Annotated in this window: 28 protein-coding genes and 1 tRNA gene; 15 read left to right on the forward strand and 14 right to left on the reverse strand. The window is 68.3% G+C overall.

Annotated elements, in window-relative coordinates; all coding sequences use genetic code 11:
• Nucleotides 1-91: 91 nt before the first annotated feature.
• Genes ABD729_RS06675 through ABD729_RS06695 form a run of 5 tightly spaced genes read left to right on the forward strand, consistent with a single transcriptional unit; the run spans nt 92 to nt 4,888 of the window.
• Nucleotides 92-835 carry a class I SAM-dependent methyltransferase gene (locus ABD729_RS06675; RefSeq protein WP_344709376.1) on the forward strand — a complete coding sequence of 248 codons (744 nt, stop codon included), beginning with the start codon at nt 92-94 and terminating at the stop codon, nt 833-835.
• Nucleotides 835-2,193 (forward strand): aminomethyl-transferring glycine dehydrogenase subunit GcvPA, encoded by a 1,359-nt coding sequence (gcvPA, locus tag ABD729_RS06680; RefSeq protein WP_344709377.1) that lies wholly within the window; start codon nt 835-837, stop codon nt 2,191-2,193. Before ABD729_RS06675 ends, gcvPA begins: the two co-directional genes overlap by 1 nt.
• A complete protein-coding gene (gene gcvPB, locus ABD729_RS06685; protein ID WP_344709378.1) occupies nt 2,190-3,809 on the forward strand; it encodes an aminomethyl-transferring glycine dehydrogenase subunit GcvPB in 1,620 nt (539 codons plus the stop codon). The genes gcvPA and gcvPB overlap by 4 nt, the downstream gene beginning before the upstream one ends.
• A 9-nt stretch (nt 3,810-3,818) precedes the next feature.
• On the forward strand, nt 3,819-4,292 hold the full coding sequence (locus tag ABD729_RS06690) for an abscisic acid-deficient protein Aba4 family protein (RefSeq protein ID WP_344709379.1): 474 nt from the start codon (nt 3,819-3,821) through the stop codon (nt 4,290-4,292).
• Complete coding sequence (locus tag ABD729_RS06695; protein WP_344709380.1) at nt 4,289-4,888, forward strand: DUF938 domain-containing protein; 600 nt, start codon at nt 4,289-4,291, stop codon at nt 4,886-4,888. The genes ABD729_RS06690 and ABD729_RS06695 overlap by 4 nt, the downstream gene beginning before the upstream one ends.
• Here ABD729_RS06695 and ABD729_RS06700 read toward each other — a convergent pair.
• On the reverse strand, nt 4,857-5,480 hold the full coding sequence (locus ABD729_RS06700; RefSeq protein ID WP_344709381.1) for a phosphatase PAP2 family protein: 624 nt from the start codon (nt 5,478-5,480) through the stop codon (nt 4,857-4,859). The two genes, ABD729_RS06695 and ABD729_RS06700, sit on opposite strands and share 32 nt — an antisense overlap.
• 43 nt (nt 5,481-5,523) lie before the next feature.
• On the opposite strand from ABD729_RS06700, the gene ABD729_RS06705 reads away from it, so the two are divergent.
• Nucleotides 5,524-5,937, forward strand: a complete 414-nt coding sequence (locus ABD729_RS06705) for a PilZ domain-containing protein (RefSeq protein WP_344709382.1) — start codon at nt 5,524-5,526, stop codon at nt 5,935-5,937.
• A gap of 60 nt (nt 5,938-5,997) precedes the next feature.
• On the opposite strand, the gene ABD729_RS06710 is transcribed toward ABD729_RS06705, so the two are convergent.
• Nucleotides 5,998-6,624, reverse strand: a complete 627-nt coding sequence (locus tag ABD729_RS06710) for a PilZ domain-containing protein (RefSeq protein WP_344709647.1) — start codon at nt 6,622-6,624, stop codon at nt 5,998-6,000.
• A 156-nt stretch (nt 6,625-6,780) separates the two neighbouring features.
• Between ABD729_RS06710 and ABD729_RS06715 the strand changes: the two genes are divergently transcribed.
• On the forward strand, nt 6,781-7,773 hold the full coding sequence (locus ABD729_RS06715; RefSeq protein WP_344709383.1) for an aspartyl protease family protein: 993 nt from the start codon (nt 6,781-6,783) through the stop codon (nt 7,771-7,773).
• A 123-nt stretch (nt 7,774-7,896) separates the two neighbouring features.
• Here ABD729_RS06715 and ABD729_RS06720 read toward each other — a convergent pair.
• A tRNA-Lys gene (locus tag ABD729_RS06720) sits at nt 7,897-7,969 on the reverse strand.
• Between the two features lie 14 nt (nt 7,970-7,983).
• A complete protein-coding gene (gene folK / locus ABD729_RS06725) occupies nt 7,984-8,466 on the reverse strand; it encodes a 2-amino-4-hydroxy-6-hydroxymethyldihydropteridine diphosphokinase (RefSeq protein ID WP_344709384.1) in 483 nt (160 codons plus the stop codon).
• Between the two features lie 100 nt (nt 8,467-8,566).
• Here folK and ABD729_RS06730 point away from each other — a divergent pair, with 100 nt between their 5' ends.
• The 3 genes from ABD729_RS06730 (at nt 8,567) to ABD729_RS06740 (ending at nt 10,803) form a co-directional block, all read left to right on the forward strand.
• A complete protein-coding gene (locus ABD729_RS06730; RefSeq protein ID WP_344709385.1) occupies nt 8,567-9,238 on the forward strand; it encodes a uracil-DNA glycosylase in 672 nt (223 codons plus the stop codon).
• The gene (locus ABD729_RS06735; RefSeq protein ID WP_344709386.1) at nt 9,231-9,722 is read left to right on the forward strand and encodes a GNAT family N-acetyltransferase; all 492 of its coding nucleotides are present in this window, start codon (nt 9,231-9,233) and stop codon (nt 9,720-9,722) included. Before ABD729_RS06730 ends, ABD729_RS06735 begins: the two co-directional genes overlap by 8 nt.
• Before the next feature lie 94 nt (nt 9,723-9,816).
• Nucleotides 9,817-10,803, forward strand: coding sequence for an aldo/keto reductase (locus ABD729_RS06740; protein ID WP_344709387.1), 987 nt, complete (start codon nt 9,817-9,819; stop codon nt 10,801-10,803).
• A 211-nt stretch (nt 10,804-11,014) separates the two neighbouring features.
• On the opposite strand, the gene aguB is transcribed toward ABD729_RS06740, so the two are convergent.
• The 3 genes from aguB to rpsD all read right to left on the reverse strand — a co-directional run bounded on the left by aguB (nt 11,015) and on the right by rpsD (nt 13,558).
• Nucleotides 11,015-11,866 (reverse strand): N-carbamoylputrescine amidase, encoded by an 852-nt coding sequence (gene aguB / locus ABD729_RS06745; RefSeq protein WP_344709388.1) that lies wholly within the window; start codon nt 11,864-11,866, stop codon nt 11,015-11,017.
• 8 nt (nt 11,867-11,874) lie between these two features.
• Entirely contained in the window at nt 11,875-12,858 is a 984-nt protein-coding gene (locus tag ABD729_RS06750) for an agmatine deiminase family protein (RefSeq protein WP_344709389.1), read from the reverse strand.
• An 85-nt stretch (nt 12,859-12,943) separates the two neighbouring features.
• The gene (rpsD, locus tag ABD729_RS06755) at nt 12,944-13,558 is read right to left on the reverse strand and encodes a 30S ribosomal protein S4 (RefSeq protein WP_344709390.1); all 615 of its coding nucleotides are present in this window, start codon (nt 13,556-13,558) and stop codon (nt 12,944-12,946) included.
• A gap of 163 nt (nt 13,559-13,721) precedes the next feature.
• Between rpsD and ABD729_RS06760 the strand changes: the two genes are divergently transcribed.
• A complete protein-coding gene (locus ABD729_RS06760) occupies nt 13,722-14,030 on the forward strand; it encodes a chorismate mutase (protein ID WP_344709391.1) in 309 nt (102 codons plus the stop codon).
• On the opposite strand, the gene ABD729_RS06765 is transcribed toward ABD729_RS06760, so the two are convergent.
• From ABD729_RS06765 to rpiB, 4 genes are read right to left on the reverse strand one after another with little or no spacing between them, the layout of a single operon-like run.
• Nucleotides 13,994-14,731: an RNA methyltransferase gene (locus ABD729_RS06765; protein ID WP_344709392.1), complete on the reverse strand. Its 738-nt coding sequence runs from the start codon at nt 14,729-14,731 to the stop codon at nt 13,994-13,996. The two genes, ABD729_RS06760 and ABD729_RS06765, sit on opposite strands and share 37 nt — an antisense overlap.
• On the reverse strand, nt 14,728-15,213 hold the full coding sequence (gene nrdR / locus ABD729_RS06770; protein ID WP_344709393.1) for a transcriptional regulator NrdR: 486 nt from the start codon (nt 15,211-15,213) through the stop codon (nt 14,728-14,730). Before nrdR ends, ABD729_RS06765 begins: the two co-directional genes overlap by 4 nt.
• 1 nt (nt 15,214) lies before the next feature.
• A complete protein-coding gene (glyA, locus tag ABD729_RS06775) occupies nt 15,215-16,522 on the reverse strand; it encodes a serine hydroxymethyltransferase (protein WP_425564854.1) in 1,308 nt (435 codons plus the stop codon).
• Between the two features lie 2 nt (nt 16,523-16,524).
• The gene (rpiB, locus tag ABD729_RS06780) at nt 16,525-16,965 is read right to left on the reverse strand and encodes a ribose 5-phosphate isomerase B (protein WP_344709394.1); all 441 of its coding nucleotides are present in this window, start codon (nt 16,963-16,965) and stop codon (nt 16,525-16,527) included.
• A 232-nt stretch (nt 16,966-17,197) separates the two neighbouring features.
• Between rpiB and ABD729_RS06785 the strand changes: the two genes are divergently transcribed.
• Entirely contained in the window at nt 17,198-17,632 is a 435-nt protein-coding gene (locus ABD729_RS06785; RefSeq protein ID WP_344709395.1) for a DUF3429 domain-containing protein, read from the forward strand.
• 22 nt (nt 17,633-17,654) lie between these two features.
• Here ABD729_RS06785 and hemA read toward each other — a convergent pair whose 3' ends face one another.
• The 3 genes from hemA to ABD729_RS06800 all read right to left on the reverse strand — a co-directional run bounded on the left by hemA (nt 17,655) and on the right by ABD729_RS06800 (nt 20,564).
• Nucleotides 17,655-18,869 (reverse strand): 5-aminolevulinate synthase, encoded by a 1,215-nt coding sequence (hemA, locus tag ABD729_RS06790; RefSeq protein WP_344709396.1) that lies wholly within the window; start codon nt 18,867-18,869, stop codon nt 17,655-17,657.
• A 76-nt stretch (nt 18,870-18,945) separates the two neighbouring features.
• A complete protein-coding gene (gene murI, locus ABD729_RS06795; protein ID WP_344709397.1) occupies nt 18,946-19,725 on the reverse strand; it encodes a glutamate racemase in 780 nt (259 codons plus the stop codon).
• A 98-nt stretch (nt 19,726-19,823) separates the two neighbouring features.
• On the reverse strand, nt 19,824-20,564 hold the full coding sequence (locus tag ABD729_RS06800) for an EF-hand domain-containing protein (RefSeq protein ID WP_344709398.1): 741 nt from the start codon (nt 20,562-20,564) through the stop codon (nt 19,824-19,826).
• Between the two features lie 104 nt (nt 20,565-20,668).
• Between ABD729_RS06800 and plsY the strand changes: the two genes are divergently transcribed.
• Genes plsY through ABD729_RS06815 form a run of 3 tightly spaced genes read left to right on the forward strand, consistent with a single transcriptional unit; the run spans nt 20,669 to nt 22,877 of the window.
• The gene (plsY, locus tag ABD729_RS06805) at nt 20,669-21,259 is read left to right on the forward strand and encodes a glycerol-3-phosphate 1-O-acyltransferase PlsY (protein ID WP_344709399.1); all 591 of its coding nucleotides are present in this window, start codon (nt 20,669-20,671) and stop codon (nt 21,257-21,259) included.
• The gene (dprA, locus tag ABD729_RS06810) at nt 21,256-22,350 is read left to right on the forward strand and encodes a DNA-processing protein DprA (RefSeq protein WP_344709400.1); all 1,095 of its coding nucleotides are present in this window, start codon (nt 21,256-21,258) and stop codon (nt 22,348-22,350) included. Before plsY ends, dprA begins: the two co-directional genes overlap by 4 nt.
• A complete protein-coding gene (locus ABD729_RS06815; RefSeq protein ID WP_344709401.1) occupies nt 22,344-22,877 on the forward strand; it encodes a hypothetical protein in 534 nt (177 codons plus the stop codon). The genes dprA and ABD729_RS06815 overlap by 7 nt, the downstream gene beginning before the upstream one ends.
• Nucleotides 22,878-22,914: the final 37 nt, after the last annotated feature.

The following is a 22,914-nucleotide window of genomic DNA, read 5'->3' on the forward strand; positions in this document are numbered from 1 at the left end:
CAGCCTCGTTCGCCCTGAGCGAAGTCGAAGGGCGTTTGCGCAAGCGTGCTTCGACCGCGCTCAGCACGAACGATGGGTTGGGTAAGATGTCATGACCGACACCCTCTCCACCTCCAGCTGGGACGCTGCCGATTACGCCCGCGTGGGCGGCTTCGTGCCCGCGCTGGGCGAGGCGGCGCTCCGCCTTCTCGCGCCCCAGCCGGGGGAGGCGATCCTCGACATTGGCTGCGGTGACGGGACCCTGACGCTGCGCATCAAGGACGCGGGCGCCGAAGTGGTCGGGATCGACAACAGCCTGTCGATGATCGGCGCGGCCAAGGCCAAGGGGCTCGATGCCCGGCTGATGGACGCGGCCGACCTCAAGTTCGCCGAAGCGTTCGACGCCGCCTTTTCCAACGCCACCCTGCATTGGGTGCTGGCCAAGGAACGCGCCGCCCGCGCCATCTGGTTCGCGCTGAAACCCGGCGGACGCTTCGTTGGCGAAATGGGCGGCCACGGCAATCTCGCCGCGCTTCGCCGCCACCTCGACGACGAGCTGGTCGCGCGCGGCTTCGGCCCGCCGACCTATGCCGCCAACTGGTACCCGACCCCGCAGGAATTCACCGACCTCTACGAACTGGTCGGCTTCCGCGACGTCGATGCCGAGTTGATCGAGCGCCCGACCCCGCTCGACCATGGTGTCGAAGGCTGGGTCCTGACCTTCCGCAAGGGCTGGCTCGACCGGGCGGGCGTCCCCGACGACCAGCGCCCCGCCATCGCCGCCGCCGTCGCCCGCCGCCACGGATCGACAACCGCCGACTACGTCCGCCTCCGCTTCACCATGAGAAAGCCCTGATGCGCTATCTTCCCCTATCCGAAACCGACCGCACGGAGATGCTCGCCACCATCGGCGCGGCGAATGTCGACGAACTGTTCCGCGACGTTCCCGAGGAGGCGCGGCTCGACGGGCCGATCCATGGCCTCCCGCTGCACGCCTCCGAACTGTCGGTGGAACGCCAGCTGACCGCGCTTGCCCGCAAGAACGTGCCGGCGTCCGACGCGCCCTTCTTCCTCGGCTGCGGCGCCTACAAGCATCACATCCCGGCCAGCGTCGATCACCTGATCCAGCGCGGCGAGTTCCTGACCGCCTACACCCCCTACCAGCCCGAAATCGCGCAGGGCACGTTGCAGGTGCTGTTCGAATTCCAGAGCCAGGTCGCGCGCCTGTTCGGCTGCGAGGTCGCCAACGCGTCGATGTATGACGGCTCGACCGCCTGCTGGGAAGCGATCGGCATGGCCCGCCGGATCACCCGCCGGACCAAGACGATCATCTCCTCGGGCCTCCACCCGCATTATGTCGGCGTCTGCAAGACGATGGCGAAGTTCACCGGCGACACGCTGGAAACCTCGGTCCCGGCGCTGACCGCCGAAACCGACATCGCCGCGCTGATCGAGGGCATCGACGGTGAAACCAGCGCGGTGGTCGTCCAATATCCCGACATCCTCGGCCGCGTCGCCGACCTGTCCGAGCTTACCGCCGCAGCCAAGGCAAAGGGCGCGCTGCTGATCGCGGTCGTGACCGAGCCCGTTGCCCTTGGCCTCCTCAAGAGCCCGGGCGAGATGGGCGCGGACATCGTGGTCGGCGAAGGCCAGTCGATCGGCGTCGGCCTCAACTTCGGCGGCCCCTACGTCGGCCTGTTCGCCTGCCGCGAAAAGCATATCCGCCAGATGCCGGGACGGATCGCCGGCGAGACCATCGACGCCGACGGCCGCCGCGGCTTCGTCCTGACCCTCTCCACCCGCGAGCAGCACATCCGCCGCGAAAAGGCGACCAGCAACATTTGCACCAACTCGGGGCTGTGCGCGCTGGCCTTTTCGATCCACATGACGCTGCTGGGCGAAAAGGGCCTCCGCCAGCTCGCCGAACTCAACCACGCCCGCGCCGCCGTCCTTGCCGAGCGGCTCGCCGCCATTCCCGGCGTGCGGCTGGTGAACGACCTGTTCTTCAACGAATTCACCCTCGAACTGCCGGTCGAAGCCCGCCCTGCCGTCCACCAGATGGTCGAAAAGGGGATCCTCGGTGGCATCTCGCTCGGCCGGCTCTATCCCGATGCCGAAGCGCTCGGGAACGGCCTCGTGGTGGCGGTCACCGAGACGGCCACGGACAGTGACATGGATGCGCTCGTCGACGCGCTGACGGAGATTGCCAAGTGACCATCAACCAGAGTGGCTGGAAGCCTTCGAGCCCCGTCCAGGGCCTCACCGACACCGGCACCGTGACCGGCAATCGCGCGCTGATGCTGGAAGAAGCGCTGATCTTCGAGATCGGCGACAGCGACACCACCGGCGTCGACATCGAAGTGCAGGCCGCCAGCAGCAAGAGCGCGCTGGGCGGCCTGCTCCGCTCCACGCCGATCGGCCTGCCCGGACTGACTGAGCCCGAGACGGTCCGCCACTACACCCGCCTGTCGCGCCAGAACTACGCCATCGACCTTGGCCTGTTCCCGCTCGGCTCGTGCACCATGAAGCATAACCCGCGCCTCAACGAGAAGGTCGCGCGGTTGCCGGGCTTTGCCGACATCCACCCCCTCGCGCCGCGCGAAACGGTGAGCGGCGCGCTCGAACTCATCAACACGCTCGCGCACTGGCTGATCGAACTGACCGGCATGCACGGCGTGGCGATGAGCCCCAAGGCCGGCGCCCACGGCGAATTGTGCGGCATCCTGTGCATCCGCGCCGCGCTCGAGGCCCGCGGCGATCCGCGCTCGGTGGTGCTGGTTCCCGAAAGCGCGCACGGCACCAATCCTGCGACCGCCGCCTTTGCCGGCTACCGGGTCGAGAACATTCCCGCGACCGAGGCCGGCCGGGTCGATCTCGAGGCGCTGAAGGCGCGGCTGGGGCCGGACGTCGCCGCGGTGATGATCACCAACCCCAACACCTGCGGGCTGTTCGAACCCGACATGAAGGCGATCAGCGACGCGGTCCATGCCGCTGGCGGCTTCGTTTATTGCGACGGCGCCAACTTCAACGCGATCGTCGGCAAGGTCCGCCCGGGCGATCTTGGCGTCGATGCGATGCACATCAACCTCCACAAGACTTTCTCGACGCCCCACGGAGGCGGCGGGCCGGGCTCGGGCCCGGTGGTGCTGTCCGAAGCGCTCTCGCCCTTCGGTCCGCTCCCCTACACCGCCAGGACCGCCGACGGCGTCGTCCACCTGATCGAGGAGGAGCAGGCCGACGCTTTCTCCGACGAACATTTCGGTGGCCGCCTGCAAAGCTTCGGGCGGATGACCGCCTTCCATGGCCAGATGGGCATGTTCACCCGTGCGCTCGCCTATATCCTCAGCCATGGCGCCGATGGCCTGATGCAGGTTGCCGAGGATGCGGTGCTCAATGCCAACTACATCCTGCGGAGCCTCGAGGACGTGCTCGACGCGCCCTTCGCCCATTCGGGGCCGTGCATGCACGAAGCGCTGTTCAGCGATAAGGGTTTTGGCGAAGGGATCAGCACGCTCGACCTCGCCAAGGCGCTGATCGACGAGGGTTTCCACCCGATGACCATGTATTTCCCGCTGGTTGTCCACGGCGCGATGCTGGTTGAACCGACCGAGACCGAGAGCAAGGCCGCGCTCGACCAGTTCATCGCCGCGCTTCGCCACGTCGCGGAGCGGGCACGGGCCGGGGACGAGAGCCTCAAGACCGCACCCAACTACGCCCCGCGGCGCCGCCTCGACGAAACGCTCGCCGCGAGAAAGCCGGTGGTCGCCTGGCGCGAAGCGGTCCCCGCGGCCGGCGAAGCGCCGACGCCGAGCGAGGTCGGCGATCGCTAGGTCCGAACGATGATGTGGCAATCGCTGTTCGGCTTTACCAATCTCGTCGCCGTCATTGGCTGGGCGGCGCTGCTGCTGCTGCCGCGCCGGCCGCTGACCCACAGCCTGATCCTGTTCGCGGGCGTCGGCCTGCTCTGCCTCACCTATGCCGTGCTGCTGGTGCTGCTGGTCGGCAAAGTTGTCGATCCGGGCGCCATCGCCGGGGCGGCCGCCGGCCCGTTCGATTATTCGGACTATACGATAGCGGGCCTGCGCAAGCTGTTCATGACCGATGCGGGGATTGTCGTCGGCTGGACCCATTATCTCGCCTTCGACCTGTTCGTCGGGCTGTGGGTCGGGCGCGATGCGGACAACAAGGACTTCTCGCGCCTGGTGCAGGTGCCCTTCCTCCTGCTCATCTTCCTTGCCGGACCGCTTGGCCTGTTCCTCTGGCTGGCCGTTCGCGAACGCCGCGCCCGCGCTGTCGCCCGCGCCGCAAAGTGAAGCGCGAAGCGCCCGCCGCGGCCCGCAACCGCGATCCGATCCTCGCCGCGCTGCGCGAATGGCTGCCCGCTCACGGCCTCGTGCTGGAGGTTGCCGCGGGCACCGGCGAACATGCGCTGCACTTCGCCGCGGCCTTCCCCGGCCTCGACTGGCAGCCGACCGACCCCGATCCCGAAGCCCGCGCGTCGATCGACGCCTGGGCCGAAGAGGAGGGGACTCCCAATTTGCGCCCGGCGCTTCACCTCGACGTCCGCGCCGCCGACTGGCCGGTTGCCGAGGCTGCGGCCGTTCTGGCGATCAACCTCGTCCATATATCGCCGCCCGATGCCTCGACGGGCCTCCTGGCCGGCGCCGCGCGGCTGCTTCCGCCCGGCGCGCCGTTGATCCTCTATGGGCCTTGGCGGGTGAACGGCGAACTGCTCGTCTATTCCAACCGCGCCTTCGACCAGAAATTGAAGGAGCGCGACCCGACCTACGGCCTGCGCGAACTCACCGCTTTTGCCGCCCAAGCCTCGGCCGCCGGCTTCGACCTTGCCGAACGCCGCGACATGCCGGCCAACAACCTCATGCTGCGCTTCGTGCGTCGCGGCGCCTGACCCACCACCACGCCAGCATCACCAGCGCCGCGCCGTAGAGCCACCCGGCAAGCACGTCGGTCGGCCAGTGGACGCCAAGCAGCGGCCGGGTCGCCCCCATCGCCAGCGACGCGATCACCGCCACGGCGACCGCCGGCCGCTGCCACCGCTCGGGCGCGACGAACAGGGCGAGCGACAGGAAGGTCAGCATGCTGTTGCCGGCATGGCCGCTCGGAAAGCTCTGCGAATGGACATCGACTGGATGCGCTTCAAAGCCCGGCCGCGGCCGGTCGGCGATCAGCTTGATCAGCTCGATCCCGATCCGCCCGCCGACCACCGCCGCGCCCATCGCGACCAGCCGGACCCATTCCCGCCGCCATGCCAGCCAACCGGCGCCAAGCGCGGCCATGGTCAGCAGCGGGGGCGCATAGCCGAGCTTGGTGAACAGGATGACCGCGCTGGTCGCGTGGGGATGGGCATCGCGCCACGGCGCTGCCGCGCGGATCGCGGACACGTCGAACAGCGACGCCGCGCCGCCGACCAGGCCAAGCAGCAGGAAGAGCGCCACCGCCATCGCGAAGGCGACCGGCACGGGAAAACGAAATCGAGCCATGATAAAGCAAATTTTTACCGCTGGGACTTAGTTCCGGTACATCATGGATGAAAGCAGCACGGTACAGAACCGGCGGCAGCGCCGCTCCAATGTTCTCCTTACCGCTTCGGTGGAGGCCAATGGTCGTACGCTTGACGTGAAGCTTCGAAACCTGTCGGCCGAAGGTGCCCTGGTCGAAGCCGCGGGGCTTCCGATCGAAGGCAGTCATGTCCGCTTCCGCAAGGGCGAGCTGCAGGTGCAGGGCAAGGTCGTGTGGGTCAACGGCAACCGTGCCGGCCTGCAGTTCGACGAGCCGCTGTCGCCCGAAGCGCTGCTTCGCCACGTTCCGGTGCCGCGTCCGCGCGTGCTTCCGTCCTTCCGCCGGCCCGGAATTGCGCCGCAGCCGCTCAGCCGCGCCGAAAAGGCACTCGAGTCGGTGTGGGGTGTCCCGCAGATCGCGCCGCCCCGGGGGGACTGACCTCACCACGCTTTGGAACTGCTTGAATGATTAGCTGGCGCCCGGCGCCGTGCGCGGCCTTCAGGCGGCGCGCGATCCGTTTCTTGCCTTCAGCCACTCGATCAGCAGCGGGAGCGGAAGCAGGCGGTTGAAGGTCACCCCGGCCGACCCGTCCACCGCCCAGCGCACGATGCCGGGCTGCGGGGGCAGGCCGGGCAGGCTCACCACCACTTCGGCATTGCGGGCAAAGGCATGCGTCGTCTCGATCTTGAGGCCGCCCTGACTGATGTCGCAGGCCCGCGCGCGCACCATGCTCGCGCCTTCGCGCAGCGTGCAGAAGCAGCTGGTCTCGATCCGCGGCATCCGCGGCCGCGGGCCGTCCTCGCTCTGGCTGAGCATCGCGACCACATCGACCGGCTTGTCGAAGGCGAGGCCGACATTGGGCTCGCGCACCCAGGCGACGTTCCCGACCAGCGGTTGCCCGTGCTTCAGTTCCACCGTCAGCTTTTGCCCGAGGCCGATGCTTCCGCTGTAGAGCCGGAGCATCGCCCCGCCCGCGGAGATGTTCTTGATCAGGCACAGCTCGCGGCGGCCGTCGATGATCATGGTGCCGACGCGAAACAGCGTCAGGTGCCGCTCGCCGTCGCGCCGGTCATCGGGCGACGGGGTTCGCTCGCTCAGGGAGTAGAGGGTCGTCTCGACGGGCATCTCATCCACATTATAGCTCCCGGGCGACGAGGGCAGGCGCCAAGTCCTTCGAAAATGTCGTAATCGGCAGGGGGTTACCAATCGGTTGCGTCGCGCGCTTGGCCCCCGCATCGGTGAGGTATAGTGTCATCTTGGTAATGATGGGGAGAATGGCCGATGATTCTGGCCCTGACCGCCGCGGTGCTCGGAATGACCCAGGCTGCTCCCCAACCGGTTGCAGGCGGACCGGCCGTCACCCGCCTCGAAGCGACGTCCGCCCCCGCGCGCGACGGCACCGCGGAGGATGAGAAGCTCCCACTGACCGCGCTTCCCGACCTGCGCATGACCGTCGGGGTCGCGGTGGGCAGCCAGGGGCCCTTCCGCTTCCTCGTCGATACCGCGGCCGACCGCAGCGCGGTATCGCGGCAGATGGCGGCCAAGCTCCGGCTTCCCCCCGGGCGCGAGACGGTACTGCACAGCGTCACCGGCGCGACCAGGGTCACTACCGCCACCATTCGGGGCATGCAGGTCGCCACCCGCACCTTGCCCGATGTCGACGCGCCGCTGCTCGACGCCGCACATGTGGGGGCGGACGGGATCCTCGGCACCGACGTCCTGCGCTCGGCGATGGTGCGGTTCGATTTTCGCGACAAGTTGCTGTCGATCACGCCGTCGGGCCGCGATCGCCCGCGTGCCCGCGACGCCGATGCGATCGTGGTCGAAGCCCGCCGCCGGGAGGGCCGCCTGATCGTCACCGAAGCGCAGCTCGACGGACAGCGTCTGACGGTCGTCCTCGATACGGGCAGCGAAGTCTCGGTCGGCAACGAAGCGCTTCGCCGTGCGCTCGAACGCCGTGGTCTGTTGCGGAACGAGCGCCCGGTGACGCTGGGATCGGTGACGGGCTCGACGCTCCCGGCAAGCTTCATGATCGCAGGTCATCTTGATGTCGGCGGCGTCACCTTGACCGGCCTCGGGATCGCCTTTGCCGAAGCGCACACCTTCAAGGCGATGCGCATCGACGACCGGCCCGCGCTGCTGCTCGGAATGAACGCGCTGCAGGCCTTCGACAGCCTGACCATCGACATGGCCGCCAAGAAGCTCCGCTTCGTGATGCCGTCCGCCAGTGCAGGCCAGCTGGCCGAGAATAATCGCAAGCCCACTGGCGGCTAAGCGCCGCATCAAAGGACTCAGCTGAGAGAAGCGGCATGGCGTGAGCCGTGCTGGGTTCGAACCACCAAGGCATCGCCTGTCGATGCCGCATCAAAGGACTCAGCTGAGAGAAACGGCATGGCGTGAGCCGTGCTGGGTTCGAACCAGCGACCCGCTGATTAAAAGTCAGCTGCTCTACCGACTGAGCTAACGGCCCACGCGAGGGCGCAGTTAGGGCTTCACGCGCCGCTTGCCAAGCCGCGCGGCGAGCTGGCGGACGGTAAGCGAACCGCGCAGACGCCAGTGCGGGGCGATCGCGGCCAGCGGGAGGAGCATGAAGGGCCTCTCCTCGAGGCGCGCATGGGGGATGGTCAGCCGCCGGTCGCGCCACCGCCCGCCGTCCCACGCAAGGAGGTCGAGGTCGAGCACCCGCGCTCCCCAGCGCTTGCCCGGTCGCCGCCCGAACTGCCGCTCCAGCGCCTTCAGTTCGGCCAGCATCGCCGGCGGCGACAGCGGGCTTTCGACGATCGCCACCGAATTGGCAAAATCGCGCCCGGCCCCGCCGGTGGCGGGATTGAGGACCAGGGGCGCGGCGTCGAACAGGTCGAACAGGCGGTCGAGTTCGGCGATCGCCGCCGCGACGACGCCGGCAGGGCGGCCGTGGCGACCGTGCGGGCGGTTCGAACCGATGGCGATGGCGTAAAGGTGGTTCACCTACGCTCCCCTGTCATTGCGAGCGGAGCGACGCAATCCATCGCTCGGCGCGCGCGAATGGATTGCGTCGCCGCGCGCACCTCGCAATGACGGGGACATCATGCTGTTCGACCCGCCTCCCGTCACTTCTCCCGTCCCGCAGGCTGAAGCGCCGCGCGACTGCCCGCTTTGCCCGCGGCTGGTCGCGCTGCGGCAAGCCTGCCGCGAGGAGCATCCCGACTGGTGGAACGCGCCCGTTCCCGCCTGGGGCGATCCCGGCGCGTGGCTCGCGGTGGTCGGAATGGCGCCCGGCAAGCATGGCGCCAACCGCACCGGGCGGCCCTTCACCGGCGATTTCGCTGGCGACCTCCTCTACGCGACCTTGCTCAAGTTCGGGCTGGCGACCGGCACCTATCGCGCCGATCCGTCGGACGACCTGCAGATCCGCGGCGCGCTGATCCTCAACGCGGTCAAATGCCTGCCGCCGCAGAACAAGCCCGAGCCGATCGAGATCGCCACCTGCCGCCCTTATTTCGAAACCGCGCTCGCCAGCCTGCCCAAAGTCCGCGTGCTGGTCGCGCTGGGCAAGATCGCGCATGACGCCGCTGCCCGTGCGCTCGGCCTGAAGCTCGCCCATGCCAAGTTCGGCCATGGCAGCGAGGTCACCGCGCCCGATGGCCGCATCCTGCTCGGCACCTACCATTCCAGCCGCTACAACCAGAACACCCGCCGCCTGACGCCCGCGATGTTCGAAACGGTGTTCGCCCGCGCGGTGGAATTGCGCAATGGTTGAAGCGATCGAGACCGAGCGGCTGGTCCTTCGCCGCGCCCGGATCGACGACGTCGCCGCGATGCACCGCATCATGCGCGATCCGACCGCCATGCGTTACTGGTCGACCCTGCCGCACGAAAGCGTTCGGCAGACCGCCGACTGGGTCCGCAGCATGATCCATCCGCCCGACAACAACGACGACTTCATCGTCACGCTGGATGGCGCATGCATCGGCAAGATGGGCGCCTGGCAGCTTCCCGACTTCGGCTATCTCCTCGACCCCGCGCACTGGGGGAAGGGCTATGCCAGCGAAGCGCTCGCCGCCTTCCTCGCCCATCGGAAGCGCTGCGGCAGCGCCTTTCTCACCGCCGATACCGATCCCCGCAACACCGCCAGCATCCGCCTCCTCCAGCGCCACGGCTTCGTCGAGACGGGGCGGGCGGAGAAGACCTGGCTGATCGGCGGCCAGTGGTTCGACAGCATCTACTGGCGCAAGGAGCTTTAGGCCCGCTCGCCAGGAAACCGGGTCACGTCTCGGGCCGTTGAGCTTCCTCTCCACCCCATTCGGCCGCCCGGTGGCCAACAAGGATCATCCCCCCATGCAGATGCGCACGCTCGGCCGCCAAGGCCTCCAGGTCTCCGCCCTTGGCCTTGGCTGCATGGGGATGTCCGACTTCTACGGCGATCGCGACGAGGCAGAGTCGGTCGCGACCCTCCACCGCGCGCTCGATCTCGGCGTCAACTTCCTCGACACCGCCGACATGTACGGCACCGGCAAGAACGAGGAGCTGGTCGGCCGCGTGGTGCGCGAGCGCTCCGAATGGGTCGTCGTCGCCACCAAGTTCGGCAACATGCGCGCGCCAGACGGCACCTTCCTCGGCGTCAACGGCCGGCCCGACTATGTCCGCTCGGCGTGCGACGCCAGCCTCAAGCGGCTCGGCCTGGATGTCATCGACCTCTACTACCAGCACCGGGTCGATCCCGAGGTGCCGATCGAGGATACCGTTGGCGCGATGGCTGAGCTCGTGGCCGCCGGCAAGGTCCGCCACCTCGGCCTGTCCGAAGCGGCGCCCGACACTATCCGCCGCGCCCATGCGGTCCATCCCATCACCGCGCTTCAGACAGAATATTCGCTGTGGACCCGCGACGTCGAGGCCGAGATCCTGCCCACCTGCCGCGACCTCGGCATCGGCTTCGTCCCCTACAGCCCGCTCGGTCGCGGCTTCCTCACCGGGCAGATCAAGTCGCCCGACGATTTCGTCGAAGGGGACAGCCGGCGAAGCCACCCGCGCTTCCAGGGCGAGGCGTTCCAGAACAATCTCGACCTCGCCGCCGCCGTCGCGGCCATCGCCGGGGACAAGGGCTGCACGCCCGCGCAGCTCGCCCTCGCCTGGGTGCTCGCGCAGGGCGAGGACGTCGTGCCCATCCCCGGCACCAAGCGGCGCAAGTATCTGGAGGAAAATCTCGGCGCGCTGGAAATCCATTTGTCAGGCGACGACTTGGCCCGGATCGATGCCGCGCTTCCGGCCGGCGCTGCGCAGGGCGACCGCTACCCGGCCGCGTCGATGGCCTCGGTCAGCCGGTAAGGGAGGGCCGGGGGCAACTCCCTCGCTCCGCCGCCTTGCCATGTAGGAATTGATCTGCTCCAAGAACCAAATCGGTTCGCTGCAGGCTCTTTCTATTTGTCGACTGCCACCTTGCCTGGCCGGTCAGGTGCGTGGCCAGTGGAGGGCTCGCGGGAGGAACACCTTCGCGACGTACCCCCCGGACCCTGTCAACTTCGACAACTTCGCTGCGTCAGATGTCCTGCACCAGCCGCCCGTAAAGCTCGGGTCGGCGGTCGCGGAAGAAGCCGAAGGCGGCGCGGTGACGGCGGGCGGCGACAAGGTCGAGCTCCGCCACCAGCACGCCCGTCTCGGTCGCGCCGAACTCCGCCAGCAGGTCGCCGCGCTCATCGCAGATGAAGCTGTGGCCATAGAAGCGCTGGCCGCCCTCGGTGCCGATCCGGTTCGCGGCGACGACCGGGACGACGTTCGACACCGCATGGCCGATCATCGCCCGCCGCCACAGCCGGCTGGTGTCGAGGTCGGGGTCGTGCGGTTCGGTCCCAATCGCGGTCGGGTAGAACAGGATCTCGGCGCCCATCAGCATCATCGCCCGCGCGGTCTCGGGATACCATTGGTCCCAGCAGATGCCGACGCCGAGCTTCTCCGCCTCGGGCCCGTCCCACACCTTGAATCCGGTGTTCCCCGGGCGGAAGTAGAACTTCTCCTCGTAGCCCGGGCCGTCGGGGATGTGGCTCTTGCGGTAAAGGCCGGCGACAGCCCCGTCGGGGTTCACCATCGCCAGGCTGTTGTAATGATGCGGCCCGTCGCGCTCGAAGAAGCTGGTCGGGATCCAGATACGAAGCTCTGCCGCGAGCTTCTGCATCGCCAGGACACTCGGGTGCCGGTCGGTCGGCATGGCGGTCTCGAACAGCCCCTCGTCCTCGACCCGGCAGAAATAGGGTCCTTCGAACAGTTCGGGCGGAAGCACGACCTGAGCGCCCTTGCCCGCGGCCTCGCGGACCAGCTCGGTGACCGCGGCGATGTTGGTGGCGGTGTCGCCTCCAAGCTCGAGCTGGAGGGCCGCGACTGTGATCTTGCTCATGGACGTCCTCAGGCGGGGATCTGCTGGGAAATGCAGTGGAAGCTGCCACCGCCGGTCAGGATGTGGTCGGCGCGCAGGCCCACTGCAAGACGCCCGGGAAAGAGCGCCTGGACCGCCGCGACCGCTGCCTCGTCGTTGGCGCTGCCATAAAGCGGTACGACCACTGCGGCATTGCCGATGAGGAAGTTCATGTAGCTTGCGGGGATGATGTCGCCATCGGCCTCGATCCGCCCGGGTGAAGGCAGGCGGACGATCTCAAGTCCCGCCGCCTCGATCCGCGCCGCGGCATCGGCATAGACGGCTCCGTTGGGATCGTCGTCCGCGGCCGCTTCGGGCAGCGCCACGCGGCCGGGCGCCACGAACCGGGCGAGGTTGTCGACGTGGCCGTCGGTATGGTCGTTCGCCAGGCCCTCGCCCAGCCACAGCACGCGGGTCGCGCCGAGGTCGCGGGCAAGGCGCTCCTCGACGGCCTGGCGGGAGAGGCCGGGGTTGCGGTTGGGATTGAGCAGGCATTGCTCGGTGGTGACGAACAGGCCGCTGCCGTCCCCGTCGACCGCGCCGCCTTCAAGGATCCAGTCGGCCTTGGCATAGGGCAGGGCGCCGGCGGCAGCCAGCCGCTCGCCGATGCTGTCGTCGCCCGGCAGGTCATACTTTCCGCCCCAGCCGTTGAAGCCGAAGCCCTGCGCGCGGCGTCCGGCGCCGGAACCGAGGACGATCGGACCGGTGTCGCGCAGCCAGATGTCGCCGAACGCTTCCTCGATCACCGTCGCAAAGGGGGCGAGGCGGCGCGCCTGCGCGGCCGCATCCGGATCGGCGGCGACGAGGATGATCTCCTCGCCCTTGCCATCGGCATGGAGCGCGCGGGCGAGCGCCGCCACTTCCTCCTGCGCGGGGGCAAGGTCGTCGACCCACAGCTCCGGGTCGCTCGGGAAGCCGATCCACATGGCGGCGTGCGGGGCCCATTCGGGCGGCGGCAGGAGTGCGGAGGACATGGGCAAGCGCCTAGCAAGGAGGGGGTAAACGCAAAAGGGCGGCCCCGCAGGACCGCCCTCTCGTGTCGCGAAAGCGTTAAGGGCTTTAGCGCGAGTAGAATTCGACCACGAGGTTCGGTTCCATGCGGACCGGATAGGGCACCTCGTCGAGGGTCGGCACGCGGGTGTAGGTCACCTTGGAGGTACCGTCCGGCGTGACATATTCGGGGATCTCGCGCTCGGCCAGGCTCTGCGCTTCCATGACCAGCGCCATTTCCTGCGCCTTCGGGCCGAGCTCGATCACGTCGCCGACGTTGATGCGGCGGCTGGCGATGTTGCACTTCACGCCGTTGACGCGGATGTGGTTGTGGCTGACGAGCTGACGGGCGGCCCAGATGGTCGGCGCGAACTTGGCGCGATAGACGATCATGTCGAGGCGGCGCTCGAGCAGGCCGATCAGGTTCTGGCTGGCGTCGCCCTTCATGCGGCTGGCCTGCTGGAAGGTCTGCTTGAACTGCTTCTCGGTGACGTCGCCGTAGTAGCCCTTGAGCTTCTGCTTGGCGCGCAGCTGGATGCCGAAGTCCGACATCTTGCCCTTGCGGCGCTGACCGTGCTGGCCGGGGCCGTATTCACGCTTGTTGACCGGGCTCTTGGGACGTCCGAAGACGTTCTCGCCCATGCGGCGGTCGAGCTTGTACTTGGCGCTGGAGCGCTTCGACATTGTATTTCCTTCAATTGCGTTTCTGTCGTGTTCCGGAGCCGCGCTGCTGGTCTGACGGATCAGGGCAGGGCCACCGCTTCACCGGAGTGCGGAGCCAATTGCGAAGGCGCGCCCTTACGGGCAGGGGTTGCGAAGGTCAAGGCGGGACGGCATGGCCGCACGCATGAGCGAACCCCTCGACCCCGAAGATTGCACCACCATGGCCGAGGTCCGCGCCGGCGTCGACGAGGTCGACCAGGCGATCGTGGACCTGCTTGCCCTCCGCTTCGGCTACATGGAAGCGGCGGCGCGGATCAAGCCGGGCCGGGCCGCCGTGCGCGACGAGAAGCGCAAGGCCGAAGTGCTTGCCAACGTCGATGCGGCGGCGGACGATGCCGGGCTCGACCGGGATCTGGTCGCGAGCCTCTACGAACAGCTGATCGAGGCCTCCATCGCCTACGAGCTGGACGTGTTCGACCGCACCCGCGGCTGAGCGATCGCGCGGATCATCCCGCGCACCGCCTTGGTTTCACGCGCAGACCAGCCGGTCTTGTTGAAGATGGTCCGGATGGTGTGCCGGGTGGCATTGGCCCGTTCTGGCGGATGGAAATAGCCGACCTTGACGAGATAGTCGTCGAGCTGGCCAATCAGTCCCTCGACGTCGGCCTGCGGTGCGCGCGGTTCGACCTCAAAGCGGGTCGGCTGGGCCAGCGCGACCCCGCGCGACCATTCGTAGGCGAGGAGGATCACGGCCTGCGCAAGGTTGAGGCTGCCGAATTCGGGATTGATCGGGACGGTGACGATGTGGCTGGCGAGAACCACGTCCTCGGTCGCGAGCCCTGAGCGTTCGGGCCCGAACAGGATCGCCGAGCGGCCGGGCTGGGCATGAATGGCGCTGGCCATCTCCTCGGGGCCGACCACCGGAGTCACCACATCGCGCTTGCGAACGGTGGAGGCGAACACCTGGCTGCAATCGGCGATGGCGTCGGCGACTGTGTCGAACACCTGCGCGCGTTCGAGCACAAGGTCCGCGCCGCTTGCCGCCGGGCCGGCGTCGGGATTGGGCCACCCGTCACGCGGGGCGACGAGGCGCATCTCGGTCAGGCCGAAATTCAGCATCGCCCGAGCGGCCTTGCCGATATTCTGTCCGAGCTGGGGCTGGACGAGAACGATGACGGGCGGCGGCGCGCTCACAGCAGCTTGCCCGGCGGTGCGGGGAGTTCGTCGGCAGGCTCGCCGACTTCCTCGGCGATCTCGGCGAAATCGCTGGCTTCGGAGAAGTCGCGGTAGATCGAGGCGAAGCGGATGTAGGCGACATGGTCGAGCGTCTTGAGACCCGCCATCACGCGTTCGCCGATCATGTCGGCGCGGACTTCATCGCCACTGGTTTCGAGCTGGCGCTGGATGCCCGACACCAGCCGTTCGATCTTCTCGAACGGAATGTCGCGCTTGGCGCTGGCAAAGCCGATCGCCCGGGCCAGCTTGGCACGGTCGAAGGCTTCGCGGCTGCCGTCCTTCTTGATCACGACGAGGTCGCGAAGCTGGACGCGTTCGAAGGTGGTGAAGCGGGCGCCGCAGCCTTCGCACTGGCGGCGACGGCGGATGGCCGCGCCGTCTTCCGACGACCGGCTGTCCTTCACCTGGCTGTCCTGGTCACCGCAGAAAGGGCAGCGCATCTCAGTCCTGGTAGATCGGGAAACGCGCACAAAGCGCGCGGACACGCTCGTTCACCTGGGCTTCGACCGCGGCGTTGCCGTCCGCGCCATTGGCCTTGAGCCCGTCGAGCACGTCGGCGACCATGTCGGCGATGTCACGGAATTCAGCTTCGCCAAAGCCGCGGGTGGTGCCGGCGGGCGTGCCAACGCGGATACCGCTGGTCTTCAAGGGCGGTAGCGGGTCGAACGGAATGCCGTTCTTGTTGCAGGTGATGCCGGCCCGCTCGAGGCTTTCATCGGCGTCCTTGCCGGTGATCCCGAGGGGACGGAGGTCGACGAGGGCGAGGTGCGTGTCGGTGCCGCCGGCGACGAGGTCGGCGCCGCGCTCCTTCAGACGACCGGCCAGCGCACGGGCGTTGGCGATGACGGCTTTGGCGTAGCTCTTGAAGTCGGGCTGCAGCGCTTCACCGAAGGCGACCGCCTTGGCGGCGATGACATGCATCAGCGGGCCGCCCTGAAGGCCGGGGAAGACCGCCGAGTTGATCTTCTTGGCGATCGCTTCGTCATTGGTCATCACCATGCCGCCGCGGGGCCCCCGCAACGTCTTGTGGGTGGTGGTGGTGACGACATGGGCGTGGCCGAAGGGCGAGGGGTGCTCGCCCGCGGCGACGAGGCCGGCGAAGTGGGCCATATCGACCATCAGATAGGCACCGACCTTGTCGGCGATCGCCCGGAAGCGGGGGAAGTCGAGGATGCGCGGATAGGCCGAGCCGCCGGCGATGATCAGCTTGGGCTTGTGTTCGAGGGCGAGGCGCTCGACCTCGTCGAAGTCGACCAGATGGTCGTCTTCGCGGACGCCGTATTGAATGGCGTTGAACCACTTGCCCGACTGGGCGGGCGGAGCGCCGTGGGTGAGGTGGCCGCCGGCGGCGAGGCTCATCCCGAGGATGGTGTCGCCGGGCTGGAGCAGGGCGAGGAAGACCGCGCCATTGGCCTGCGCGCCCGAGTGCGGCTGGACGTTGGCGAAGCCGCAGCCGAACAATTGCTTGGCGCGCTCGATCGCAAGCGTTTCGACCGCGTCGGACGGATGGCAGCCCTGATAATAGCGGCGGCCGGGATAGCCTTCGGCATATTTGTTGGTGAACACCGAGCCCTGCGCCTCGAGGACGGCGCGGCTGACGATGTTTTCGGACGCGATCAGTTCGATCTGGGTCTGCTCGCGGGTGAGCTCATCGCTGATCGCCGCTGCGACCGCCGCGTCGGCGTCGGCGAGGTTGCGAGTGAAGAAGCCCTGCGGCTGGACGTCGTTGAGGTTTGCGGCGGTGGCCATGGTCAGTCTCCGGAGCGAGCGGACAGTTGGTCGACGCGGGCGGCGTGGCGGCCACCGGCGAACGGGGTGTCGAGGAAGGCGGTTACACAGGCCCTGGCAAGGTCGATGCCGGTCAGGCGGGCGCCGAGCGCGAGGACGTTGGCGTCATTATGTTCGCGGGCGAGGGCGGCTGACAGCGGCTCGTTGACCAGGGCGCAGCGGCAGGCGGGATTGCGGTTGACGGCAATCGAGATGCCGATGCCCGAGCCGCAGACAGCGATCCCACGGTCGGCCTTGCCGGCGGCGATCGCCTCGGCGAGCAGGCTGCCGAAGCGGGGATAGTCGACGCGTTCGGGGCCGTTGGTGCCGAGGTCGAGCACCTCATGCCCCGCCTCGCGCAGCCAGTCGCGAAGCTCGTCCTTCAGGACGTAGCCCGCATGGTCCGAGGCGAGGGCGATGGTCACGGGCGCGCCCTAGCAGGGCCGGTTCAAACAGGCCACCGGGGAGCAGCGGGCGGACCCGTGAAAAAGTAGAACTGCCTTCAATTTCACTTTGTCCACTTCGTCGCTTGGATCCGGCCCGGTCCGGCTGGGCGAATGACGGTGGGAGCGGCCGCTGACATGGTGGGAGCATAGCAGGAAAGGCGGCCTGTAGGACAGGCTGGCGTTCGTTCCGGCGCCGCTTCATGCTGCAAGGATGCGCATTCCCCTTCCTGCCCTTGTGCTCGGCCTTGCGGGGCTGATCCCGCCGGTGGCGCTGACCGCCGGAGCCTTGCTCGACCTTGGCTTGTTCGCGCCGTCTATGCCGGGCTTCGTGCTGACCTATGCCGCGGTGATCCTCAGTTTCCTCGGCGGATCCTGGTGGGGGTTTGCGAGCAGGCAGGAGCGGCCCGGCTGGGGGCTGCTGGCGATCGCGGTGCTGCCCGCGCTGGCCGGGTGGGCGGCGATCTTCTCGTTCCAGCCGCCGTCGGCGCTGTTCGGGCTTGCCGCGGCGCTAATTGCGGCGCTGGCGGTCGACGCTTTGCTGGTACAGCGCGGTCTGGCGCCGGGTTGGTGGATGACGCTGCGCGTACCGTTGAGCGCCGGGCTGGCGCTGTGCTGCGCCACGAGCGGGTGGGTGCTGATCCGGTGACGGTCGCCGCGGCGACGGAGGACTAGGCCGCCTCGCGCATCTCCAGCCGGCCCCAGATTTCGACCAGGGCGCCGGTCAGTTCGTCCTGCATCGCCGCGTCATGCTGCGGGCCGGGGGTGAAGCGCAGGCGCTCGGTCCCGCGGGGGACGGTCGGATAATTGATCGGCTGCACGTAGAAGCCGTATTCGGCGAGCAGGATATCGCTGATCCGCTTGGCCCGGACCGGACAGCCGACCAGCAGCGGCACGATATGGGTGACGCTGTCCATCACCGGCAGGCCGGCGTTGGCGAACTTGCGCTTCAGCATGGCGGCGGCGGCCTGCTGGCCTTCGCGCTCCTGCGAGCTGGCCTTGAGGTGGCGGACGCTGGCGAGCGCGCCGGCGACCAGCACCGGCGACAGCGAGGTGGTGAAGATGAAGCCCGGTGCGTAGGAGCGGATGCAGTCGACGATGTTCTTGTCGGCCGCGATGTAGCCGCCCATCACGCCGAACGCCTTGCCGAGCGTGCCTTCGATGATGGTGACCCGCTGGGCGACCGCGTCCCGTTCCGAAATACCGCCGCCGCGCGCGCCGTACATGCCGACCGCATGGACTTCATCGAGGTAGGTCAGCGCGCCGTAGCGGTCCGCAAGATCGCAGATCTCCTCGATCGGGGCGACGTCGCCGTCCATCGAATAGACGCTTTCAAAGGCGATCAGCTTGGGCGTCGCCGGATCCTCGGCCTCGAGCAGCTCCTCGAGGTGGGCGAGGTCGTTGTGGCGGAAGATCCGCTTTTCGCAGCCCGAATTCTTGATCCCCGCGATCATCGAGGCGTGGTTGAGCTCGTCCGAGAAGATCACGCAGCCGGGAAGCAGCTTGCCGAGGGTGGAGAGCGCGGCCTCGTTCGAGACGTAGCCGGAAGTGAACAGCAGCGCGGACTGCTTGCCATGAAGGTCGGCAAGCTCGGCCTCGAGGGCGATGTGATAATGGGTGTTGCCGCCGATGTTGCGGGTGCCGCCTGAGCCCGCGCCGACATCGTGCAGCGCTTCTTCCATGGCGGCGATCACGGCCGGGTGCTGGCCCATGCCGAGGTAATCGTTCGAACACCACACGGTGATCGGCTTCGGGCCGTTATGGCCGGCGAAGCAGCGCGCATTGGGGAACGAGCCCTTGTTGCGGAGGATGTCGATGAAGACCCGGTAACGGCCTTCGTCGTGCAGCCGATCGATCGCTGCCTGAAAGACTGAGTTGTAGTCCAACGCTTGAGTGCCTCTTGCCTTGCGGCGCCCTTAATCAATTGCCGAAGCCAAGGCCAATGCAAACGACTCGCAAATTTCAGACCTGGCGGATGTCGGTGAGATTATGCCTCGCCAGCGCCGCCGCCAATGTGACATTTGGTCCCACCCCGGTGAACACCGCGATGCCGGGTGGCGGCTGAACCGGCCATGGCTGACCGGCGGTGAGATGGGCGATGCGGCGGGCGATGCCGGGGCCGCCGTCGACCTGCGCCACGCCGGGCAGCGCGGTCGCCAGTTCCTCGGCGAGGAGCGGGAAGTGGGTGCAGGCGAGCACCACCACGTCCATGTCGCGCCCGGTCAGCGGGGCGACGGCGGCGGCGACCGCGGCGGGATCGATCGGTTCGCCGGCAAGCTTGGCCTCGGCAAGGCCGACCAGTTCGGCCGATCCATGGCGCAGGACCGTGCAGTCTGCGGCGAAGCGGGCGGCGAGGTCGTCGACATAAGGCTGGCGGACGGTCGCCTCGGTACCGAGCACGCCGATCACGCGGGTCCTTGAGCACTCGGCGGCGGGCTTGATCGCAGGGACGGTGCCGACCACCGGGATATCGAGCGCGGCGCGGACAAAGGGCAGGGCGATGGTCGAGGCGGTGTTGCAGGCGATCACCGCAAGGCGCGGGGCGAAGCGTTCGGTCAGCCGGCCGAGCAGGGTGGGGACGCGGGCCGCGATCTCGGCCTCCGAGCGGGTGCCGTAGGGAAAGGCGGCACTGTCGGCGACATAGACGATCGGCGCGGTGGGCAGCAGCGCACGGGTGGGGGCGAGGACGCTGAGGCCCCCGACGCCGGAATCGAAAAAGAGGATGGGGGCATCGGGGCTCACCGGAGCGTCATTGCGGGGACCGAGCGACGAAGCAATCCATGGCGCGTGTGGCGCGGTGGATTGCTTCGCCTTCGGCTCGCAATGACGCGATGGGGAGGTCAGCCGCCGGTGGCGGGGCGGCGGCTCATTGCCGTCATGCCGGCGAGAAATTCGTCGCGGGTGACTCGGCCGTCCTTGTCGGCGTCGAGGCCGAGCAGTCCGTCCGCTTCGGGTTTCGCGCCCGACCCTGCCCCGTCCATGCGCAGCACGCGAAACCTGGCGGCGGTCAGCTCGGTGCCGCCGATCGTGCCGTCGTTGTTGCGGTCGAGCGCCGAAAAGGCTGCCTGCAGCGCGCTTTCGAGCTCGGCCTTCTGATTGGCGGAGCGTGTCACCGTGAACACCCGCGGCGCGGCGGCGGCGGCGGGCTGGGGCGCGGTGCCGGGGGCCTGCGCGCCGGCAAGGAGGAGGGCGGACAAAGCAATGATCGACATGACGGATACTCCTGCTGCGATCCGCACGAGGTTTCGCCGGACACGGGGCACGGCAGGCGGATCGATGTCCGGGGCCTGCCCGGCGACCTGGTCCGAGGCCACCTCCGGCGAGTGGGATACGGTCGGACCGTAGCTCGGTGCCGCCGCCAGCAGCCGCGCCGCGTCGAGCGTCGAGGTCACGCCGAGCTTGGCCCGGGCCGACTTCAGGCGCTTCTCGACCGCGTGGTGGGTAATTCCGAGATCGAGCGCGATCTCCTTGGCAGTGGCGTGGCTCAGCCAGCGCTCGAGGCATTCGCGCTCTTTGGGCGTCAGCCGCGCGACGGCGGCGTCCAGGCGGTCAACGGCGATGGTCGTGCGCTGGAGCATCATGGGCGAGAACCTAGCGGGGCGAGCCAGCGCGGCAAACTACGGATGGCTGGTACCGTCGCCTTGCAGTTGCGCTGGCGCGGCGGGCTGTTAGGCTTGATCCGGCAATGTCATCGTTTCTGCTTTCCGCCCTCGCGATTGGTTACCTGCTGGGATCGATCCCCTTCGGATTGGTCCTCACCCGCCTGTTCGGCAAGGGCGACATCAGGGAAATCGGCAGCGGGAATATCGGCGCGACCAACGTGCTGCGCACCGGGTCCAAGGGGCTGGCGGCAGCAACGCTGATCCTCGATGCGCTGAAGGGCACCGCGGCGGTGCTGATCGCTCAGCGCTATTTCCCGGCACACGAGGTGGCGGCGGCAGGCGCGGCGATGATCGGGCACCTCTACCCGCTCTGGCTCAAGTTTCGGGGTGGCAAGGGGGTCGCCACCTACCTTGGCGTCCTGATCCCATTGTTCCCGGCCGGCGCCGCCATCTACGCCGCGATGTGGATCGGCTTCCTCCTGGTCCTGCGCTTTTCCTCGCTGGCCGGGATGGCTGCCGCGATCTCGGCGCCGCTGTTCGCCTGGACCCAGCAGCGGTCGGACCTGCTTCCGCTGCTGACGGCCCTGACTTTGCTGGTGCTGTGGAAGCACCGCGAGAACATCGCCCGCCTGCGCGCCGGCAGCGAACCGCGCGTGGGGCGGTCGAAGGCTTGAGCGAGGCCGACCTACTCGCCCGGATCCGCCTGATCCGCAGCCAGAGCATCGGACCCATCACCTTTCGCCAATTGCTTGCCCGGTTCGGCAGCGCGGAGGCGGCGCTGCGCGCGGTGCCCGACCTGGCGGCGCGGGGCGGCGGACGGATGCCGGCGCTGTGCAGCGAAGAGCAGGCGAGCCGGGAGATGGCGCGGGTCACGGCGCTTGGCGGGCGCTATCTCAGCATCGGGCAGGGGCTCTACCCGCCGCTGCTGGCCGAGGCCGACAATGCCCCGCCGCTGGTGACCGCGCTTGGCGACCTGTCGCTGCTCGAGCGACCAAGCGTCGCGATGGTGGGGGCCCGCAATGCGAGCGCGGCGGCGTGCCGGTTCGCGCGGGGGATCGCCCATGATCTCGGCCGGGAAGGCGTGGTTGTGGTGTCGGGCCTTGCCCGGGGGATCGATGCGGCTGCGCATGAAGGCGCGCTGGCGAGCGGGACGATCGGGGTGATCGCAGGCGGGCTCGACATCTTCTACCCACCCGAGAACGAGCGGCTTCAGCGCGCGGTGGCCGAGCAGGGGCTGGTGCTGGCCGAGATGCCGCCGGGCACCGAGCCACGGGCGCGGCACTTCCCTTATCGCAATCGGATTATCGCCGGCCTGTGCCCCGCGACGCTGGTGGTGGAGGCGGCGCCGCGGTCGGGATCGCTGATCACCGCCCGGCTGGCGGCGGAGATGGGGCGCGACGTGCTGGCGATGCCGGGCAGTCCGCTCGATCCGCGTGCGCAGGGCTGTAACGGACTGATCCGTGACGGCGCGACTTTGGTGCAGAATGCCGCCGAGGTGATGGAAGCGCTTCGGCCGGGGCTGGGCGGAGTGCGGTCGGGGAGAGGCTTGTTCTCCTATGCGCCCGACGTGCCGGTCAGCGCCGAGCCGGACTCGGCAGAGCGGGCGCGGGTGGAGGAGCTGCTTGGCCCCTCGCCGGCACCGGTGGACGAGATCGTGCGCTTGTCGGGGCTGGAGCCAGGCGCGGTGCAGCTGGTCCTGCTCGAACTCGATCTGGCCGGGCGCATCGACCGGCACGCGGGCGGAAAGGTGAGCTTGCGATGCTGAGCCGGCTCATGCCCGAGGAGCGGCTCGCCCTGCTGCTGGGGGCCATCTACATCTTCCTCAACCTGATCTGGAAAGAGCTGTACGACCGCTACTGGATCTTTGCCGCCATCCCGCACCTGATCTTCTGGATCGTCGTCCTGGCATTCGCCATCGACCGAGCGGCGAGTGCTCGCCACAAGGATCATCTCCCACCCCAACGGCGGCGTGCGGCTGTTGCGATACCGCTGGTGCTTGGTTCGCTCTGGTTCGTCGAAACCTTCGTCGGGGTCACACCCAGGTTGCTTGCAGCATCCTCGCTGGCCTTGCGCAGCGAGGAGATGGCTGACGCGCAGAGCAAGGCTGGGCCCGGCCGCGCCGCCTCCATCCCCTATCTGGAGGGCATCCCCGACGGCGGAGTGAAGATTATCCGCTACGCGGAAGGCAATCCCAAGGACCTGAGCCAAGCCGAACAACTGCGGCTGACTGGCGAGCGCATCCACGGCTGCAAGCGGATCGGGCGCCAAGATTGGCTGTGCGGCTACGACTGACCGCTTGACGGGCTACCACCCGGCTCCCCACCCTCGT

The organism is Sphingomonas humi, from assembly GCF_039536725.1.
GTDB classification, from domain to species: domain Bacteria; phylum Pseudomonadota; class Alphaproteobacteria; order Sphingomonadales; family Sphingomonadaceae; genus Sphingomicrobium; species Sphingomicrobium humi.

Excerpts from the sequence above, each read along its gene's own strand:
- ABD729_RS06675 (WP_344709376.1), top strand. The coding sequence starts at position 92 with ATGACCGACACCCTCTCCACCTCCAGCTGGGACGCTGCCGATTACGCC.
- gcvPA (WP_344709377.1), top strand. The coding sequence starts at position 835 with ATGCGCTATCTTCCCCTATCCGAAACCGACCGCACGGAGATGCTCGCC.
- ABD729_RS06690 (WP_344709379.1), top strand. The coding sequence starts at position 3,819 with ATGATGTGGCAATCGCTGTTCGGCTTTACCAATCTCGTCGCCGTCATT.
- ABD729_RS06700 (WP_344709381.1), bottom strand. The coding sequence starts at position 5,480 with ATGGCTCGATTTCGTTTTCCCGTGCCGGTCGCCTTCGCGATGGCGGTG.
- ABD729_RS06705 (WP_344709382.1), top strand. The coding sequence starts at position 5,524 with ATGGATGAAAGCAGCACGGTACAGAACCGGCGGCAGCGCCGCTCCAAT.
- ABD729_RS06710 (WP_344709647.1), bottom strand. The coding sequence starts at position 6,624 with ATGCCCGTCGAGACGACCCTCTACTCCCTGAGCGAGCGAACCCCGTCG.
- ABD729_RS06715 (WP_344709383.1), top strand. The coding sequence starts at position 6,781 with ATGATTCTGGCCCTGACCGCCGCGGTGCTCGGAATGACCCAGGCTGCT.
- ABD729_RS06730 (WP_344709385.1), top strand. The coding sequence starts at position 8,567 with ATGCTGTTCGACCCGCCTCCCGTCACTTCTCCCGTCCCGCAGGCTGAA.
- ABD729_RS06735 (WP_344709386.1), top strand. The coding sequence starts at position 9,231 with ATGGTTGAAGCGATCGAGACCGAGCGGCTGGTCCTTCGCCGCGCCCGG.
- ABD729_RS06740 (WP_344709387.1), top strand. The coding sequence starts at position 9,817 with ATGCAGATGCGCACGCTCGGCCGCCAAGGCCTCCAGGTCTCCGCCCTT.
- aguB (WP_344709388.1), bottom strand. The coding sequence starts at position 11,866 with ATGAGCAAGATCACAGTCGCGGCCCTCCAGCTCGAGCTTGGAGGCGAC.
- ABD729_RS06750 (WP_344709389.1), bottom strand. The coding sequence starts at position 12,858 with ATGTCCTCCGCACTCCTGCCGCCGCCCGAATGGGCCCCGCACGCCGCC.
- rpsD (WP_344709390.1), bottom strand. The coding sequence starts at position 13,558 with ATGTCGAAGCGCTCCAGCGCCAAGTACAAGCTCGACCGCCGCATGGGC.
- ABD729_RS06760 (WP_344709391.1), top strand. The coding sequence starts at position 13,722 with ATGAGCGAACCCCTCGACCCCGAAGATTGCACCACCATGGCCGAGGTC.
- nrdR (WP_344709393.1), bottom strand. The coding sequence starts at position 15,213 with ATGCGCTGCCCTTTCTGCGGTGACCAGGACAGCCAGGTGAAGGACAGC.
- glyA (WP_425564854.1), bottom strand. The coding sequence starts at position 16,522 with ATGGCCACCGCCGCAAACCTCAACGACGTCCAGCCGCAGGGCTTCTTC.
- ABD729_RS06785 (WP_344709395.1), top strand. The coding sequence starts at position 17,198 with ATGCGCATTCCCCTTCCTGCCCTTGTGCTCGGCCTTGCGGGGCTGATC.
- ABD729_RS06800 (WP_344709398.1), bottom strand. The coding sequence starts at position 20,564 with ATGATGCTCCAGCGCACGACCATCGCCGTTGACCGCCTGGACGCCGCC.
- plsY (WP_344709399.1), top strand. The coding sequence starts at position 20,669 with ATGTCATCGTTTCTGCTTTCCGCCCTCGCGATTGGTTACCTGCTGGGA.
- ABD729_RS06815 (WP_344709401.1), top strand. The coding sequence starts at position 22,344 with ATGCTGAGCCGGCTCATGCCCGAGGAGCGGCTCGCCCTGCTGCTGGGG.